A 16,199-nucleotide genomic window follows, 5' to 3' on the forward strand; every position below is an offset into this window, starting at 1 on the left:
GGCCGCACGATGAACCTGTCCGGCCCCTTCATCCGCCGCCCGATCGGCACCGCGCTGCTGGCCATCGGCCTGTTCATCATCGGCCTGATCTGCTACCTGAAGCTGGGCGTGTCGGCGCTGCCGAACATCCAGATTCCGGTCATCTTCGTGCACGCCAGCCAGTCCGGCGCCGATGCGGCCACCATGGCCTCCACGGTCACCGCGCCGCTGGAACGCCACCTGGGCCAGCTGCCCGGCATCGACCGCATGCGCTCTTCCAGTTCGGAAGGCAGCTCGCTGGTGTTCATGATCTTCCAGACCGACCGCGATATCGATTCGGCGGCGCTGGACGTGCAGACCGCGATCAACTCGGCGCAGGCCGACCTGCCTTCGGGCATGGGCTCGCCGATGTACCAGAAGGCGAACCCGAACGACGACCCTGTGATCGCCATCGCGCTGACTTCGCAGACGCAGTCGGCCGACGAGCTGTACAACGTGGCCGATTCGCTGCTGGCCCAGCGCATCCGCCAGATCGGCGGCGTGGCCTCGGTGGATATCGCCGGGGCCTCCACGCCGGCCGTGCGCGTGGACGTGAACCTGCGCCTGATGAACGCCCTGGGCCTGACCGCCGATGACCTGCGCAACGCCGTGCGCGCGGCCAACGTCACCTCGCCCACCGGCTTCCTCAGCGACGGCAACACCACCACGGCGATCATCGCCAACGATTCGGTCGCACGCGCGGCCGACTTCGCCAACCTGGTGGTGAAGACCCAGGGCGATGGCCGGGTGATCCGCCTGAAGGACATCGCCAACGTCTACGACGGCCAGCAGGATGCCTACCAGGCCGCGTGGTTCGACCACAAACCGGCCGTGGTGATGTACGTGTTCACCCGTGCCGGCGCCAACATCGTGGAAACCGTGGACCGGGTGAAGGCGCAGATTCCCGCGCTGCGCGACTACCTGCAGCCCGGCACCACCATGACCCCGTACTTCGACCGCACGCCGACCATCCGCTCGTCGCTGCATGAAGTGCAGATCACGTTGCTGATCAGCCTGGCCATGGTGGTGCTGACCATGGCGCTGTTCCTGCGCCGCCTGGCCCCCACCCTGATCGCCGCGGTCACCGTGCCGCTGTCGCTGGCCGGCGCCGCGCTGGTGATGTACGCGCTGGGCTTCACCCTGAACAACCTGAGCCTGCTGGCGCTGGTGATCGCCATCGGCTTCGTGGTGGACGATGCGATCGTGGTGATCGAGAACATCATGCGCCACCTGGACGAAGGCATGCCGCGCCTGCAGGCGGCCTTCACCGGTGCGCGCGAGATCGGCTTCACCATCGTCTCGATCACCGCCTCGCTGGTTGCAGTGTTCATTCCGCTGCTGTTTGCCAGCGGCATGATGGGCGCCTTCTTCCGCGAGTTCACCGTGACCCTGGTGGCGGCCATCGTGGTGTCGATGATCGTCTCGCTGACACTCACCCCGGCACTGTGCAGCCGCTTCCTGAGCGCGCACGACCACAACGCCGCACCGTCGCGCTTCGGCCGTTGGCTCGATGCCGGGCACGAGCGCATGCTGCGCATCTACACCGTGTTCCTGGACTTTTCGCTGCGCCATGCGCTGCTGCTCTCGCTCACCCCGCTCATCCTGATCGGCGTCACCATCTTCCTGTTCGGTGCGGTGAAGAAGGGCGCGTTCCCGCCACAGGACACCGGCCTGATCTGGGGCCGCGCCAATTCCAGCGCCACCGTCTCCTTCGAAGACATGGTCAGCCGCCAGCGGCGCATCACCGACATGCTGATGGCCGACCCGGCGGTGAAGACCGTGGGCGTGCGCCTGGGCAGTGGCCGCCAGGGCTCCAGCGCGCAGTTCAACGTGGAACTGAAGTCGCGCAAGGAAGGGCGTCGAGAGACCACCGCCCATGCACTGGCCCGCCTGAGCGCCAAGGCCGACCGCTACCCTGACCTGCAGCTGCGCCTGCGCGCGATCCAGGACCTGCCCAGCAACGATGGCGGCGGCAACAGCCAGGGCGCGCAGTACCGCATTTCCCTGCAGGGCAACGACCTGGCTGCACTGCAGGAATGGCTGCCCAAGCTGCAGGCCGAGCTGAAGAAGAACCCCAAGCTGCGTGACGTGGGCACCGACGTGGACAACGCCGGCCTGCGCCAGAACATCGAAATCGATCGCGCCAAGGCGGCGCGCCTGGGTGTCTCGGTCGGTGCCATCGACGGTGCGCTGTACGGTGCGTTCGGCCAGCGACAGATTTCCACCATCTATTCGGACATCAACCAGTACAGCGTGGTGGTGAACGCCCTGCCCTCGCAGACCGCCACCCCGGCGGCGCTGGACGAGGTGTATGTGAAGGCCAGCAATGGGCAGATGGTGCCGATCACCGCGGTGGCCAGCCAGGTGCCTGGCCTGGCGCCTTCGCAGATCACCCATGAAAACCAGTACACCACGATGGACCTGAGCTACAACCTGGCTCCCGGCGTGAGCATGGGCGAAGCGAAGGCGATCATCGATGCCACCGTGGCGGGCATGCGCATGCCCGGCGACATCCGCCTGGCCGACGACGCCGGCTTCGGCTTCAACTCCGATCCCAGCGACATGCTGATCCTGGTGTTCGCGGCGATCCTGACCGTGTACCTGGTGCTGGGCATGCTGTACGAGAGCCTGATCCATCCGGTCACGATCCTGTCCACCCTGCCGGCGGCGGGCGTGGGCGCGCTGCTGGCGTTGTTCGGCACCAACACCGAACTGTCGGTGATCTCGATGATCGCGCTGGTGCTGCTGATCGGCATCGTGAAGAAGAACGCGATCATGATGATCGACTTCGCCCTGGTGGCGCAGCGCGAACACGGCCTGGCCCCGCGCGAAGCGGCACGCGAGGCCAGCATCGTGCGCTTCCGCCCGATCATGATGACCACGATGGTGGCGATCCTGGCGGCGGTGCCGCTGGCGATCGGCCTGGGCGAAGGCTCCGAACTGCGTCGGCCGCTGGGCATCGCGATGATCGGCGGCCTGCTGTTCTCGCAGAGCCTGACCCTGCTGAGCACGCCGGCGCTGTACGTGATCTTCTCGTGCCTGGCCGATCGCTGGCGGGCACGCCGCGCACGCAAGCGCGAAGCGAAGCTGCTCAAGCGCGCGGCCCGCGCATAGCCCCGGGGTCAGATCCCTCGCTCTGCGAGGGCTCTGACCCCGTGCGGCGGTCACGGTTTGACGCGCTGTAACGAAAAGAGAACAATTCGCAACCAGCCATGGTCCTGCGCCCCTGCGGCGCCCCGCTCCCGGTTCCCGGTCAGCCTGCGTGATCCCAGCCACTGCCCCTTCCCCCAACCATGGGTGGATGGCCCGTGGCCGTCCGCCGAGGAACCTGATCGATGCCTTCGTTCCGCACCCCGCGCGTGGCCCTGCTGGCCGCCGCCCTGACCGCTGCCTGCGTGGCCCATGCAGAAGCCCCGGCCGACACCCGCAGCGCCACCGACCTGGACGCCATCAAGGTGGTCGGCGAACGCACCCACACCGAAGCCGGTGCGCTGGGCGACCGTGCCCTGCGTGACACCCCGTTCGCCATCACCGCCGTCGGCCGCGAACAGCTGGAGCAGCGCCAGGTCGTCTCACTGGGTGAAGCCTTCCTGTTCGATCCCTCGGTCACCACCCAGGTCAGCGCCTACGCCAGTGGCTGGAGCTCGCCCATCCGCAACCGCGGCATCGATCTGAACTACGACAGCTACCGCGTGAACGGCCTGCAGGTGTCCTCGTGGGGCACCGAATGGCCGCTGGAAGTGATGGAACAGGTCGACCTGCTGAAGGGCCCCGGTGGCTTCCTGTACGGCTTCGGCGCACCCGGCGGCATCGTCAACTACATCACCAAGAAGCCGACCGACACCCCGACGTTCTCCGCGCAGCTGGGCTGGCGCGAACAGGGCATCGTCAGCGGCGGCGTCGATGCCGGCGGGCGCTTCGGCAACGAAGAGATGTTCGGCTACCGCTTCAACGCGTACCAGGAGAAGGGCGAAACCTTCAACGGCGGCCATGTCGACCGCAAGGTCGGCGCACTGTCGCTGGACGCGCGCTTGAGCGATGCGCTCACCTGGACCTTCGACGGCGTGTTCCAGTCGCGCGACCTGAGCGAAGAATCGCCGCAGTACTATTTCATCGGCCTGACCTCGCTGCCGCGGCCGATTGCCGGCGACGTCGACAACAGCGTGCCGGGCACCTACTACGACACCCGTTCCAGCCTGCTGTCGACCGCGTTGAACTGGCAGATCAACAGCGACTGGAAGGCCAGCGTGAGCTACGGCGTCACCACCTCGTGGAACGACGTCAACAAGATCTTCGCCTACATCGACGATCCGAACGGCGACTACAACGTGAACGTGTACGAGCTGGGCGGCAAGAGCGAATGGAAGCTCGCGCAGGCGCTGGTGCAGGGCAACTTCCGCACCGGTCCGCTGCAGCACCAGCTGGTGGCCGGCATCAGCCACCAGACCGGGCTGGGCTGGGACCGCCCCTACGAGTGGAACACCATCGGCCGCGCCAACCTGTACCAGCGTTCGGCGATCCGCCACGACGCGGTGGGTTCGCGGGTGATGACCCGCGGCGATGAAACCGTGCAGCAGGCGGTGTTCGCCAGCGATACCGTCGACTTCGGCGGCGGCTGGTCGGTGCTGGCCGGCTGGCGCTACAACGACTTCGAGACCAAGGGCCGTTACCACACCTACCCGGTCACTCCGACCTATGCAGTCATGTTCAAGCCCAGCGAGGCAGTGACCCTGTACGCCAGCTACATCGAATCGCTGGAAGCCGGCAGCCGCGTGGGCAACACCTACATCAACGCCGGCGATGTGCTGGACCCGACCATCAGCAAGCAGTATGAAATCGGCGCCAAGGTGGAAGCCTCGCGCTGGAATGCGAACGTGGCCGCGTTCCGGCTGGAACGTGGCGCCAACATCGACCAGCAGACCGACACCGGCCTGCGCCTGGTGCAGGATGGAATCACCCTGTACGAAGGCGTGGAAGCCAGCGCCGACCTGCACCTGACCGACGCGCTGACCGTGGGTGGCGGCGTGACCTGGCTGGACCCGACCTACGACAAGCTGTCGCCGGACAGCGCCGCGCAGGAAGGCAACCGCACCGTCGGTGCCGCCCGCTGGAGCGGCGTGCTGCATGCCAGCTACCAGCTGCCGTGGGTGGATGGCCTGGAAACCTACGCCGCCGTGCGCTACTACGGCGATGTCTGGTACGACGCCGACAACACCCTGAAGCTGCCTGACTACACCCTGGTCAATGCCGGCGTGGGCTATCGCCTGATGGCCAGCGGCCATCCGGTCACCCTGCGCGCCAGCGTGGAAAACCTGGGCAACCGCAAGTACTGGTCCAACGCTGGCATCGGCCTGCCGCGCACCTTCGCCGTGAGCGTGCGCTGGGAGATGTAATGCGGTTTCGGTGGGTGCGGACCGTTGGTCCGCACCTCGAACACCCTACACACGCGCGCACCGCCATAATGGGGGCACTCCGCCCCCCGAGCCTGCATGTCCGCGCCCCATTCCCGCCTCAGTCGCCTGTGGGCCCATGAAAAGGCCAGCTACGGCCTGCGCGTCTTCATTGCCCTGACCACCGCGCTGGGCGTGTGCTGGCACATGGACGCACTGCCGGCCCTGCCCGGTGTGTTCCTGGGCATCATCGCCAGCGCCATCGCCGAAACCGATGACAACTGGTGGGGCCGCACCAAGGCGGTGCTGCTGTCGCTGCTGTGCTTCTGCATTGCCGCCGCGTCGGTCATCTGGCTGTTCCCGTGGCCGTGGCTGTTCATCGCCGCGCTGGCGCTGTCCACCTTCGGCCTGACCCTGCTGGGCGCGCTGGGCGAACGCTACGCCTCCATCGCCCAGGCCACGGTCACCCTGGCCATCTACACCATGATCGGGCTGGAGCAGCACGGCGGCGCCGGCGATCTGCCACGCGCCCTGCATGCGGTCAGCCACCTGCTGGCCGGTGCGGTCTGGTATGGCCTGTTGTCCATTGTCTGGACCGCCCTGTTCGCCAACCGCCCGGTACGCGAACGCGTAGCCCGCCTGTACCAGGAACTGGGCCGCTACCTGCAGTTGAAGGCCGCGCTGTTCGAGCCGGTGCGTGAAGCGGACCTGCACCGTCGCCAGCTGGACCTGGCCGAGCAGAACCGCAGGGTGGTGGGCGCACTCAATGAAGCCAAGGCCGCGATCATGGCGCGCTTCGGCCGCTCCGGCCGCCCCGGGGTGAATTCCGGCTTGTACCTGCGCCTGTACTACATGGCCCAGGATTTCCATGAGCGTGCCAGCTCGTCGCACTACCCCTACGGCGCCCTGGTGGATGCGTTCTTCCACAGTGACGTGCTGTACCGCTGCCAGCGCCTGCTGGACCTGCAGGGCCAGGCCTGCGCACGGCTGGGCGAGGCGATCCGCCTGCGCCGGCCGTTCGTGTACGGGGAAAGCAACCAGCAGGCCGGGCGTGACCTGGCCGATGCCCTGGCCTACCTGCGCGACCAGCAGCGCCCGCAGTGGCAGCGCCTGCTGGGTTCGCTGGACCTGCTGGTGCACAACCTGCGCAGCATCGAACGCCGCCTGCTGGACGCCGAACGCTCCGAAGCCAGCCTGGACAACGTCGATACCCGCCTGCGCGACAGCAACCCCCATACCCTGCGCGAAATGGGCGTGCGCATCCGCCAGCAGCTCACCCCCGGTTCGGTGCTGTTCCGCCACGGCCTGCGCATGGCGCTGGCGCTGATTGCCGGCTTCCTGGCCATCCGCCTGTTCAATGCACAGAACGGCTCGTGGGTGCTGCTGACCATCGTGTTCGTGTGCCGGCCCAACTTCGGCGCCACCCGCCAGCGCCTGGCCCAGCGCATCGTCGGCACCCTGGCCGGCCTGGTGCTGACCTGGGCACTACTGCAGCTGTTCCCGCAGCTGCACGTGCAGTTGTTGATCGCCCTGCTGTCGGCCCTGCTGTTCTTCTTCACCCGCACCGACCGCTACCTGGTGGCCTCGGCGGCGATCACGGTGATGGCGCTGACCTGCTTCAACCTGATCGGCGATGGCTTCGTGCTGATCGTGCCGCGCATGGTCGATACCCTGCTGGGTTGCGCCATCGCCGCCGCCGCGGCCTTCCTGATCCTGCCCGACTGGCAGGGGCGGCAGCTGCACAAGGTACTGGCGCGGGTGCTGGACACCGCCGCGCGCTATCTGGAATCGGTGCTGGGCCAGTACCGCAGCGGCATGCGCGACGACTTGGCCTACCGCATTGCCCGCCGCGACATGCACAACGCCGATGCAGCGCTGTCCACGGCCTTGTCGAACATGCTGCGCGAACCCGGCCATGTGCGCCGCAACCTGGATGCCGGCTTCCGCTTCCTGGCACTGTCCAACACCCTGCTGGGCCACCTTTCCGCACTGGGCGCGCACCGCGACCAGGTGGACAGCTTCGCCGCCGACCCGCTGGCCCTGGCCGCCGGCGAACGCGTGCGCAAGGCGCTGGAACAGCTGGGCAGTGCGCTGGGCGCACGGCAGCCGGTCAGCGAAGACGACAACGACGCCGACCGCGCCGTGGCCGCCGAACTGGAACAGACCGACGACAGCATGGCGCCGAAGCTGCAGCTGATCCGCACCCAGATGGCACTGGTGCTGCGCATGCTGCCGAAAATGCGCGCGGCGGCCAACGAAGCGGTGCGTGGCCTGACCTGATTCCGCCTGCAGGGGCGGAGGTGGTGCGGTGCCGTTGGCTGTGACGGTGCCGATGGCGGTGGGGATGGGGATGGGGATGGGGATGGGGATGGGGATGGGGATGGCGGTAGAGTCGAGCTTGCTCGACTGCTCTGCCAACAGCAGTCGAGCAAGCTCGACTCTACGCAGCGCAGCATCGCGGCATCATTCGTCCCGACATCGCGCAGCATCGCGGCATCGTTCGGCCCGGGCATCGCGCATCATCGCGGCATCGTTCGACCCGGGCATCGCGCAGCATCACAGCATCGTTCGGTCCGCCATCGCGGCAGCATCGCGGCATCGTCCGGCCCGGTGCCAGGCATCGTTCGGATGGAGCGCCACCACTGCGTGTCCCGCCGCCCCGCACCCGCCGTGCAGGCAGGAATGCTAGGCTGCGGCGGTCCAAGGAGGTTCCATGTCCGGCCACAACCAGTTCGCCCTGCTGCGCCAGCGCCGCTTCCTGCCGTTCTTCATCGTGCAGGCGCTCGGTGCCTTCAACGACAACGTCTACCGGCAAGCGATCATCGGCCTGCTGTTCTACCTGGGCGTATCGGAAGAGCAGCGTTCGCTCTACACCACGCTGGCGCCGGCCATCTTCATCCTGCCCTACTTCCTGTTTTCAGCCCTTGCCGGCCAGATCGCCGACAAACTGGAAAAATCGCGCCTGATCGTGATCACCACCACCATGGAGATCGTGATCATGTCGATGGCGGCGGTCGGCTTCCTGACCGAAAGCCTGCCGTTCCTGCTGGTGGCACTGTTCTGCACCGGCATGCAGTCCACCCTGTTCGGCCCGGTGAAGTACTCGGTGCTGCCGGCCGTGCTGAAGCCCGAAGAGCTGACCGGCGGCAATGGCCTGGTGGAGATGGGCACCTCCATCTCGATCCTGTCGGGCATGATCCTGGGCGGCGCGGTGTTCCTGCTGGCCGGCAGCCAGGGTCCGATCGTGGCGGCCACGGCGGTCATCGCGCTGGCGGTATGCGGCAACATCGCCGCACGCATGATCCCCAAGGTCGATGCCGGCGACCCGGACCTGAAGATCAACTGGAACCCGTTGCCGGAATCGTTGGTCGTGCTGCGCATGGCACGGCAGCAGAAGGCGGTGCGCAACGCGATCCTGGGCGTGTCCTGGTTCTGGTTCGTCGGCACCGTGCTGACCTCGCAGCTGCCCAACTACGCACTGGCCAACCTGGGCGGCGAACCGAAGCTGTACCTGTTCGCGCTGGCCCTGTTCTCGGTCGGCACCGGCGTCGGCTCGCTGCTGTGCGAAAAGCTGTCCGCGCGCACCGTTGAAATCGGCCTGGTGCCGCTGGGCGCCTTCGGCATGACCGCCTTCCTGCTCGATCTGTACTTCGCCCGCCCGGGCGAGGCCACGGTGCACGGCATGGGCATCCTGGCCTTCCTGCAGCAGGCCGGCAGCGTGCGCATCGTCGTCGATCTTGTCGGTATCGGCCTGTTCACCGGCGTGTTCGTGGTGCCGCTGTTCGCGCTCATCCAGAGCCGCACCCCGAAGGCGCAGATGTCGCGCGTGTTCGCCGCACTGAACATCCAGAATTCCGGTTTCATCGTCGGCGCCGCCCTGATTTCACTGGCCGCGCGCGAATGGCTGCACTGGACCATCCCGCAGTTGTTCCTGGCACTGGCCATCGCCAATGCCGTGGTGGCGATCTACATCTTCACCATCGTCCCCGAATTCCTGATGCGCTTCCTGAGCTGGGTGATGGTGCGCACGCTGTACCGGCTGCGCCCGCATGGCATTGAAGCCAACGTGCCCGACGAAGGCGCCGCGCTGCTGGTCTGCAACCATGTCAGCTACATGGATGCGCTGATCCTGTCGGCGACGATTCCGCGCCCGGTGCGCTTCGTCATGTACTACCGCATCTTCAACATCCCGGTGATGCGTTGGATCTTCCGCACCGCCAAGGCGATCCCGATTGCCGGCGCACGCGAAGACCCGGCCTTGATGCAGCGCGCGTTCGACGAAGTGGATGCCGCGTTGGCCGAGGGCGAACTGGTCTGCATCTTCCCCGAAGGCGCACTGACCCGCGATGGCGAGATGGCGCCGTTCAAATCGGGCGTGGAGAAGATCCTGGAGCGCAGGCCGGTGCCGGTGGTGCCCATGGCCCTGCGCGGCATGTGGTCGAGCATGTGGAGCCGGCGCGATACCCGCCTGGGCCGCATGCGCGTTCCGCGCCGCTTCCGCGCCACCGTGGAAGTGGTCGCCGCACCCGCCGTGGACGGCCAGCGTACCGATGCGGCCGCGCTGGAAACGCAGGTGCGAAGCCTGCGCGGCGACAACGCCTGACGCAGCTGACACGGGGCGCAGCGTGCCCCGTTACGTCGACTGGACACCCGCCGAGCCCCCCTTGGCGGGCATGTAAACGCATACATGAAGCCCGCGTTGCGGTAGATTACGCACCCACAGGGGGGAGGTTCGGCCTGTCCGCGACAGACCGACCGCCAAGGAATGGAGTCTTGCTTTGAATCAACCGCCACCTATCGAGCGTCCGGTGTACATCCCCAACCATCTGGTCTGGGCGATCGTGACCACGCTGTTCTGCTGCCTGCCGCTGGGGGTGGTGTCGATTGTCTATGCGTCCCAGGTGGACGGCCGCCGCGCGGCCGGTGATCTGCCGGGGGCCTTCAGTGCGTCGCGCAAGGCGGGCTGGTGGGCGGTGGCTTCGGCCGTCGCACTGCCGGTCCTGTTGCTGTTGTGGTTCGGGCTGTTCGGCGGCTTGGCCGCGCTGGGCGCTCTTTCCGACCTTTGATTCACACCACCACCCATCGAGGAGCTTGAACCATGAACACCACCACCCCGCAGGTCCCCAACAATCTGGTCTGGGCCATCCTGTCGACCCTGTTCTGCTGCCTGCCGGCCGGCATCGTGTCGATCGTCTACGCCGCCCAGGTCAACGGCAAGCTGGCCGCTGGCGACATCGCCGGTGCCCGTGAGTCGTCGGAAAAGGCCAAGAAGTGGGCCATCTGGTCGGCCATCGCCGCTGTCGTGGTCGGTATCCTGTACGGCATCCTGATCGCCGTGGTCGGCGTGATGGGCGGCGGCAGCAGCTACTGATGCACCCTGCGGGATCCGGCTCCGCGCCGGATCCCGTTGTCGCATGTCCGTCCTTCCCGCACGTTCCCGACTGGCCCGCTGGGCCCCACTGCTGGCCGCTTCCGGCCTGGCCGCGGGTGCCGCCGTGGTGCTGCGCCACGTCAATCCCTATGTCTCGGGCAATCCACTGCCCGGCTGCCCGCTGTATGCACTGACCGGGCTGTACTGCCCCGGCTGCGGCAGCACGCGCTGCCTGTACTCGCTGGTCCACTTCGACCTGCCCGGCGCGATGGCGATGAATCCGCTGCTGGTCATCAGCCTGCCGTTCCTGTTCCTGATGCTGCTCAACAGCGCCGGCATCCGTCCACGCGTGCTGGACCCGCTGATGCGGGTGCTGGCCAACCCGATGTTCTGGCTATGGCTGCTGCCGGGCTACGCGCTGCTGCGCAACCTGCCCTGGGCCCCCTTCACCGCCCTGGCCCCGGTCTAGGGTTCAAGCCAACGGCGCAGCCCCTCGTGGTGGGGCGTTTGGCGATCATGAGGTTGGCCGGATGCGATGGGCTTGCGGGGGACGCCGTAAACCCATCCATGGGGGCTTAGCCGCGCCATCCATGGCGCGGATACCCCCGCAAGCCCATCGCACCCGGCCACGGACAGTTTCCGTGCGCGTCCACCACGGAAAAGAAAAGAAGATCAAAAGCCACAGCGGGTCGCTGCGCTCGGTATCCACGCATGGCGTGGATCTACTGTGTCGACCAAGGTCGACACCTACCAACGGCTGCAAAGAAGATCAAAAGCCACAGCGGGTCGCTGCGCTCGGTATCCACGCATGGCGTGGATCTACTGTGTCGACCAAGGTCGACACCTACCAACAGCCGGGCGTTCGAACAGTCGTCGATACCCACAGCCGCTCCTGCCCACCCACACCGCCCCGCCATCCCTCAGAAATCCCGTTTTTGACGTTGCCGTTGCCGTTGACGTTAGCGGGTGCAGGGCTGCAAGCCCTGCCCGAACACCTACGTTACCCAGCCGGCAATCACCAGCAGGGCCAGCACCGCCAGCCACAGCAGCAGCATGCGCCACACCAGACTCATCGCATCGCGCAGGTCCGGCAGCCGCTGCCACACCGGCAACAGCCCCGCTTCGGTGTAATCGTGCGCGTCCTCGCGCAGCTCTGCGTTCACGCTGGCTCGCGCAACCGCGCCCAGGAAACCGATGCCGCCGGCCAGCCGCTCGCCATGGGCCTGCCGCCAGGCCTTCCACGCGGTATCGAAGTTGCCCACCAGCGCCATCGAAAACGCCATCAGTTGGGCCACCGGCCACTCAATCCACGACAGCACGCGCTGCGCCAAGGCCAGCGGTTCCACCGGCACCCGCGCCCGCATCGGGCTCTCGGCCATCAGCGCCAACAGTCGGTAGGCCAACGCCCCGACCGGGCCCAGCAACAGGAACCAGAACAGCACCGCGAACCAGCGCCGCAGTGCATTCAACACGGTCGCTTCCACCAGCGACGGAACATCCTCGCGCAGGCTGCCACCAGCGGCCTGCAGGTGCCGCACCGCCGCCTGGCGGGCACTGGCCTCGTCGGCATCGATCACCGCTTCAACATCACGGTCCAGATCGCGCGGGCCCCAGCACCAGGCCAGCACCGCCACGCCCAGCAACAGCGCGGGCAGCCCGAACAGCACCCCGCTCAGCAGCCACACCAGCAGCCCCATCAGCAGCAGCGGCGGCAGCAATGCCACCACCACCCCGACCGGCCCCTGCCAGGCCCGCCCGCCATGCGCGTCCAACCAGCCCAGCCAGCGCCGGAAACCCTCGAAACGGCGCAGTGAAGCGGCAGCGGCCGGGGCAACATGGCCCAGGGCCAGCGCCACCAGCACGGCAACCAGGGTGGTGAACATGGCGGGTCTCCCGATGAACAAGCGTTCGGCGCCGCTACCTTACCTGCCGCAGCCGCGCCTTCAGCGACGGATTCCACTGTAACCCGTCGCGTGTTCAGGTGGCGGCAATGCTCAGCCGCGCTGCTGTCGGTACCAGTGTTCGATCAGGCCACGCGAGATCGAGATCGGCGGCGAAAGACGGATGCCCTGGCCGTCGTCTTCCACGTCGCGCGCCAGTGCCGCGCCCACTTCATCGACCGTGAACCAGCGCGCATCCTCCAGCTCGCCATCCACGGTGGGCACATCGTCGTGCGCCTGCGCGCGGAAGCCAACCATCAGCGCGCCGGGGAACGGCCACGGTTGCGAGCCCAGGTACTGCGCGGCGATCACGCGCACCTTGCTCTCCTCGTGCACTTCACGGGCCACGGTCTGTTCAAACGTTTCGCCCGGCTCGACGAACCCGGCCAGCACCGAATAGCGGCGCGGCGCCCAGTTGGCCTGCCGACCCAGCAGCAGCCGGCCCTGGTTTTCCACGGCCACGATCACCGCCGGGTCCACCCGTGGGTAGTGTTCGGTGGCGCACTGCGGGCAACGGCCGACGAAGCCACCGCGGGCGAAGGCCACCGCACTGCCGCAGACACCGCAGAAGCGCGTGCGCGACTGCCAGTACGACATGCCGCGCGCGTAGCTGAAGGCCGTGGCATCGGCCACCGTCCACAACAACGCCGCCTGTCGCAGGTCCAGCCGCCGCGGCGCGGTCACGCTGACCTGCGCGGCATCCACGCCGAACCACGCCTGGCCCTCGCGCAGGCCAAGGAAGATCGCCGCACCCGGCCCGCCGCCCAGTGCGGCGCCGGTCAGCGCCAGGGGCTGGTCATCCTCATCGGTGAAGGCCGTGCCGTCCTGGTCCAGCACAAGAATGCGCGCATCCGGCCACAGGCGCGCCAGTGCATCGGCATCGGCGCGCAGGGCATCGGCGCGCTCCAGCGGTTCGTCCACGAAGGCGAAACCGGAAAGCGGCGAAGGAGTCGTAAGCATTCCACAAGCCTGCCGCCATTCGCCGCAGGTGGCAAGGTCGGCGTTACCCGCCGCGCGTGCCGGTGGTTACATGCTGAAGCTGCTGCCGCAGCCGCAGGTGGTCTTCGCGTTCGGGTTGCGGATCACGAACTGCGCACCGGTCAGGCTCTCGGTGTAATCCACCTCGGCGCCCATCAGGTACTGCAGGCTGAGCGGATCGACCAGCAGGGTAACCCCGCTGGTCTGTACCGCCAGATCATCCTCGGCGCGGTTCTCGTCGAACTCGAAGCCGTACTGGAAGCCGGAACAGCCACCGCCTTCGATGTACACGCGCAGGGCCAGGTCGGGGTTGCCCTCGTCCTGGATCAGTTCCTTCACCTTGGCCGCAGCGGATTCGGTGAAGTTCAGCGGCCGCTCCAGCGACTGGTAGTCGGGAGCGGCGGCCGGCGTGGCGCCGGGCAGGGAAACTAGCGTGCTCATGGCCCCAGCATGGGGGCGCCGGGCGTGGCTTTCAAGCCATGGCCTCGGCCAGCTTGCGACGCGCGGCATCGCCGCCCTTGCCCTTGCCGGCGGTCTCCTCGCCTTCCGGGGCGGGCAGCGCGGCAACCGGGCTGCTGGCGTGGATCAGGCGGCCGTTCAGCTGCGCGCCGGCGTTCATTTCCACCACCTGGTAATGCACGTTGCCGTTCACCCGGGCGCTGGGGGTCAGTTCCACCTTCTCGGTGGCATGCACGTCGCCATCCATGCGGCCGCTGATGACCACCACCTGGGCGCGGATCTCCCCTTCGATCACGCCATGCTCGGCCACCGTCAGGGTGGCACCGCTGGCGCCTTCCTGGGCGATCACCTTGCCGTGGATGCGGCCTTCCACATACAGGCCCCCACTGAATTCCACATCACCACGGATCACCACCTGGTTGCCGATCAGGGCATCCACCACCAGCTGGCCATCACGGCTCGACTTGCTGTTTCCGAACATCTGCCTACTCCCCATTGCTGGCCGGTGCACCGGCCTGTTTCCAGTCAAATACCTGGGTCGTGCCCCCCGCACCCCCACCCAATGTCACCCGCACGCGTTGCGGGGTGAAGTCTGTCGGCAGCATGACGCTGCCGCTGAGCTGCTGGAAGTACCGGAACGAGTAATCCTGCCCCGGTACCTTGTTGCGCTGGTGCAGCTCATCCCAGCTGATCGTGGCCAGCTTGCCGTTCTTCACACCTTCCACCGTGAAGCGCATCTGCCCCTGGCTGATCGCGCCACGGTTGAGGTTCTGGGTCAGCACGGCGGTGTACTGCCAGGTGCCGGCCGATTCCGGGCTGAACTCGATGGAATGGGTGTTCAGGCCCTTGCGCTGGCTGGTGGAACCCACCAGGCGCTCGTAGAACGCCACGTCGGCGCGCAGCCCGGCGATCTCTTCATCGCGCTCGGCCAGCGACGACTGCACCTCGGTGTTGGCCGCGCGACTGATCCGGTCCGACGCTTCCAGGGTGGCCTGCTTCTGGCGCACCTCGGTCAACTGGGCCTGCAGGGTCTCGGCGCGCTTTTCGGCGGCCTGCAGGCGCTGGCCCTGGGCATCGCGCGGCGCGCCCAGCCAGCAGCCACCCAGCACGGCCAGCACCAGGCTCAGCAGCCAGATACCGGCCAGTATCAGCAGGCGACGGCGATCGAGCGGCGGTTGTGATGCACCCGGCAGGCGAACCTGCACACGCATGGGAGGGCGGTTGTTCATGGGTAGTCTCCGGGGCATCGCATTGGCAACACCGTCACGGCCCCTGTGGCAAACGACGGGCTAGTGTAAGTCAGGAACGGCGGGTTTCCCCGGGGGCGGCCGCCAGCGGCCAGTGGTGTTCAGGCACGCCATCGCCGATAGTGTGGCACCCCGCACAGTTCCGCCGCCGGAGTCCGCCATGACCGAAGCCCACCTGTTCGTGATCGGCATCCTGCTGGCCTGGCTGGCCGGCATCCGCGTCTACCTCACCGTGTTTGGCGTTGGCCTGGCCGGCCTGCTGGGCTGGGTGGACCTGCCCCCTGCGCTGCAGGCCACCGAATCATGGTGGGTGCTGGGCACCTCGGCGGCGCTGGCCGCGGCCGAATTCGTCGCCGACAAGATCCCCGGCGTCGATTCGATCTGGGACCTGCTGCAGACCCTGGCCCGTGTGCCGGCGGGCGCCTTCCTGGCCGCCGCCACGCTGTCGCCCGACGGCGATCTGGGCACCGGTGCGCTGGTGGCCGGCGCCGGCGTGGCCCTGGCCAGCCATGGCCTGAAGGCCGGCACCCGCGCCCTGTTGAACACCTCGCCGGAACCGGCCAGCAACTGGATTGCCTCGGCCGCCGAAGACACCGTGGTGATCGGCGGCCTCGCGCTTGCCCTGGCCCACCCGTGGATCGCGTTGATCGTGGCGCTGGCCTGCAGCCTGGCCGGTGCCCTGCTGGTGTGGCTGGTGTGGCGCACGCTGTGGAACGGCGTGCGCTGGCTTGCCCGTGCTGGCGGCAGCGCCGGCAGCGGGCCCGCCCGCGCAGGATGACGGCTGGCCTTGCCGCAT

Annotated in this window: 13 protein-coding genes; 8 read left to right on the plus strand and 5 right to left on the minus strand. The window is 67.5% G+C overall.

The features are described from left to right. The first annotated feature begins 9 nt into the window (after positions 1-9). The 7 genes from C1930_RS18280 (at position 10) to C1930_RS18310 (ending at position 11,248) form a co-directional block, all read left to right on the plus strand. Positions 10-3,132: an efflux RND transporter permease subunit gene (locus C1930_RS18280; RefSeq protein ID WP_108772357.1), complete on the plus strand. Its 3,123-nt coding sequence runs from the start codon at positions 10-12 to the stop codon at positions 3,130-3,132. A 221-nt stretch (positions 3,133-3,353) separates the two neighbouring features. After that, a complete protein-coding gene (locus C1930_RS18285) occupies positions 3,354-5,411 on the plus strand; it encodes a TonB-dependent receptor (protein ID WP_108772358.1) in 2,058 nt (685 codons plus the stop codon). Between the two features lie 96 nt (positions 5,412-5,507). Then, on the plus strand, positions 5,508-7,688 hold the full coding sequence (gene yccS, locus C1930_RS18290; RefSeq protein WP_108751073.1) for a YccS family putative transporter: 2,181 nt from the start codon (positions 5,508-5,510) through the stop codon (positions 7,686-7,688). A 433-nt stretch (positions 7,689-8,121) separates the two neighbouring features. Continuing rightward, complete coding sequence (locus tag C1930_RS18295) at positions 8,122-10,011, plus strand: MFS transporter (RefSeq protein WP_108757363.1); 1,890 nt, start codon at positions 8,122-8,124, stop codon at positions 10,009-10,011. 175 nt (positions 10,012-10,186) lie between these two features. Then, a complete protein-coding gene (locus tag C1930_RS18300) occupies positions 10,187-10,474 on the plus strand; it encodes a CD225/dispanin family protein (protein ID WP_108751075.1) in 288 nt (95 codons plus the stop codon). Positions 10,475-10,506: 32 nt separating this feature from the next. After that, positions 10,507-10,779, plus strand: coding sequence for a CD225/dispanin family protein (locus C1930_RS18305; protein WP_108751076.1), 273 nt, complete (start codon positions 10,507-10,509; stop codon positions 10,777-10,779). 43 nt (positions 10,780-10,822) lie between these two features. After that, positions 10,823-11,248, plus strand: coding sequence for a DUF2752 domain-containing protein (locus tag C1930_RS18310; RefSeq protein ID WP_108757364.1), 426 nt, complete (start codon positions 10,823-10,825; stop codon positions 11,246-11,248). 526 nt (positions 11,249-11,774) lie between these two features. Here the strand turns inward: C1930_RS18310 and ampE are convergent. The 5 genes from ampE to C1930_RS18335 all read right to left on the minus strand — a co-directional run bounded on the left by ampE (position 11,775) and on the right by C1930_RS18335 (position 15,385). Further along, the gene (gene ampE / locus C1930_RS18315; RefSeq protein ID WP_108757365.1) at positions 11,775-12,662 is read right to left on the minus strand and encodes a regulatory signaling modulator protein AmpE; all 888 of its coding nucleotides are present in this window, start codon (positions 12,660-12,662) and stop codon (positions 11,775-11,777) included. Positions 12,663-12,773: 111 nt separating this feature from the next. Further along, positions 12,774-13,679, minus strand: a complete 906-nt coding sequence (nudC, locus tag C1930_RS18320; protein WP_108757366.1) for an NAD(+) diphosphatase — start codon at positions 13,677-13,679, stop codon at positions 12,774-12,776. A gap of 66 nt (positions 13,680-13,745) precedes the next feature. Then, the gene (gene erpA / locus C1930_RS18325; protein ID WP_108747525.1) at positions 13,746-14,138 is read right to left on the minus strand and encodes an iron-sulfur cluster insertion protein ErpA; all 393 of its coding nucleotides are present in this window, start codon (positions 14,136-14,138) and stop codon (positions 13,746-13,748) included. 31 nt (positions 14,139-14,169) lie between these two features. Continuing rightward, positions 14,170-14,637, minus strand: a complete 468-nt coding sequence (locus tag C1930_RS18330) for a polymer-forming cytoskeletal protein (RefSeq protein WP_108757367.1) — start codon at positions 14,635-14,637, stop codon at positions 14,170-14,172. Positions 14,638-14,641: 4 nt separating this feature from the next. Then, positions 14,642-15,385, minus strand: a complete 744-nt coding sequence (locus C1930_RS18335; RefSeq protein ID WP_108757368.1) for a DUF6776 family protein — start codon at positions 15,383-15,385, stop codon at positions 14,642-14,644. 178 nt (positions 15,386-15,563) lie between these two features. Here C1930_RS18335 and C1930_RS18340 point away from each other — a divergent pair, with 178 nt between their 5' ends. Next, positions 15,564-16,181, plus strand: a complete 618-nt coding sequence (locus C1930_RS18340) for a DUF4126 domain-containing protein (protein ID WP_108757369.1) — start codon at positions 15,564-15,566, stop codon at positions 16,179-16,181. Positions 16,182-16,199: the final 18 nt, after the last annotated feature.

This window comes from Stenotrophomonas sp. SAU14A_NAIMI4_8, from assembly GCF_003086695.1.
Classification (GTDB): Bacteria; Pseudomonadota; Gammaproteobacteria; order Xanthomonadales; family Xanthomonadaceae; genus Stenotrophomonas.

What these genes read in the sequence shown, in the direction of transcription:
- C1930_RS18280 (WP_108772357.1), top strand. Translation starts at nt 10, where the DNA reads ATGAACCTGTCCGGCCCCTTCATCCGCCGCCCGATCGGCACCGCGCTG.
- C1930_RS18285 (WP_108772358.1), top strand. Translation starts at nt 3,354, where the DNA reads ATGCCTTCGTTCCGCACCCCGCGCGTGGCCCTGCTGGCCGCCGCCCTG.
- yccS (WP_108751073.1), top strand. Translation starts at nt 5,508, where the DNA reads ATGTCCGCGCCCCATTCCCGCCTCAGTCGCCTGTGGGCCCATGAAAAG.
- C1930_RS18295 (WP_108757363.1), top strand. Translation starts at nt 8,122, where the DNA reads ATGTCCGGCCACAACCAGTTCGCCCTGCTGCGCCAGCGCCGCTTCCTG.
- C1930_RS18305 (WP_108751076.1), top strand. Translation starts at nt 10,507, where the DNA reads ATGAACACCACCACCCCGCAGGTCCCCAACAATCTGGTCTGGGCCATC.
- C1930_RS18310 (WP_108757364.1), top strand. Translation starts at nt 10,823, where the DNA reads ATGTCCGTCCTTCCCGCACGTTCCCGACTGGCCCGCTGGGCCCCACTG.
- ampE (WP_108757365.1), bottom strand. Translation starts at nt 12,662, where the DNA reads ATGTTCACCACCCTGGTTGCCGTGCTGGTGGCGCTGGCCCTGGGCCAT.
- nudC (WP_108757366.1), bottom strand. Translation starts at nt 13,679, where the DNA reads ATGCTTACGACTCCTTCGCCGCTTTCCGGTTTCGCCTTCGTGGACGAA.
- erpA (WP_108747525.1), bottom strand. Translation starts at nt 14,138, where the DNA reads ATGAGCACGCTAGTTTCCCTGCCCGGCGCCACGCCGGCCGCCGCTCCC.
- C1930_RS18330 (WP_108757367.1), bottom strand. Translation starts at nt 14,637, where the DNA reads ATGTTCGGAAACAGCAAGTCGAGCCGTGATGGCCAGCTGGTGGTGGAT.
- C1930_RS18335 (WP_108757368.1), bottom strand. Translation starts at nt 15,385, where the DNA reads ATGAACAACCGCCCTCCCATGCGTGTGCAGGTTCGCCTGCCGGGTGCA.
- C1930_RS18340 (WP_108757369.1), top strand. Translation starts at nt 15,564, where the DNA reads ATGACCGAAGCCCACCTGTTCGTGATCGGCATCCTGCTGGCCTGGCTG.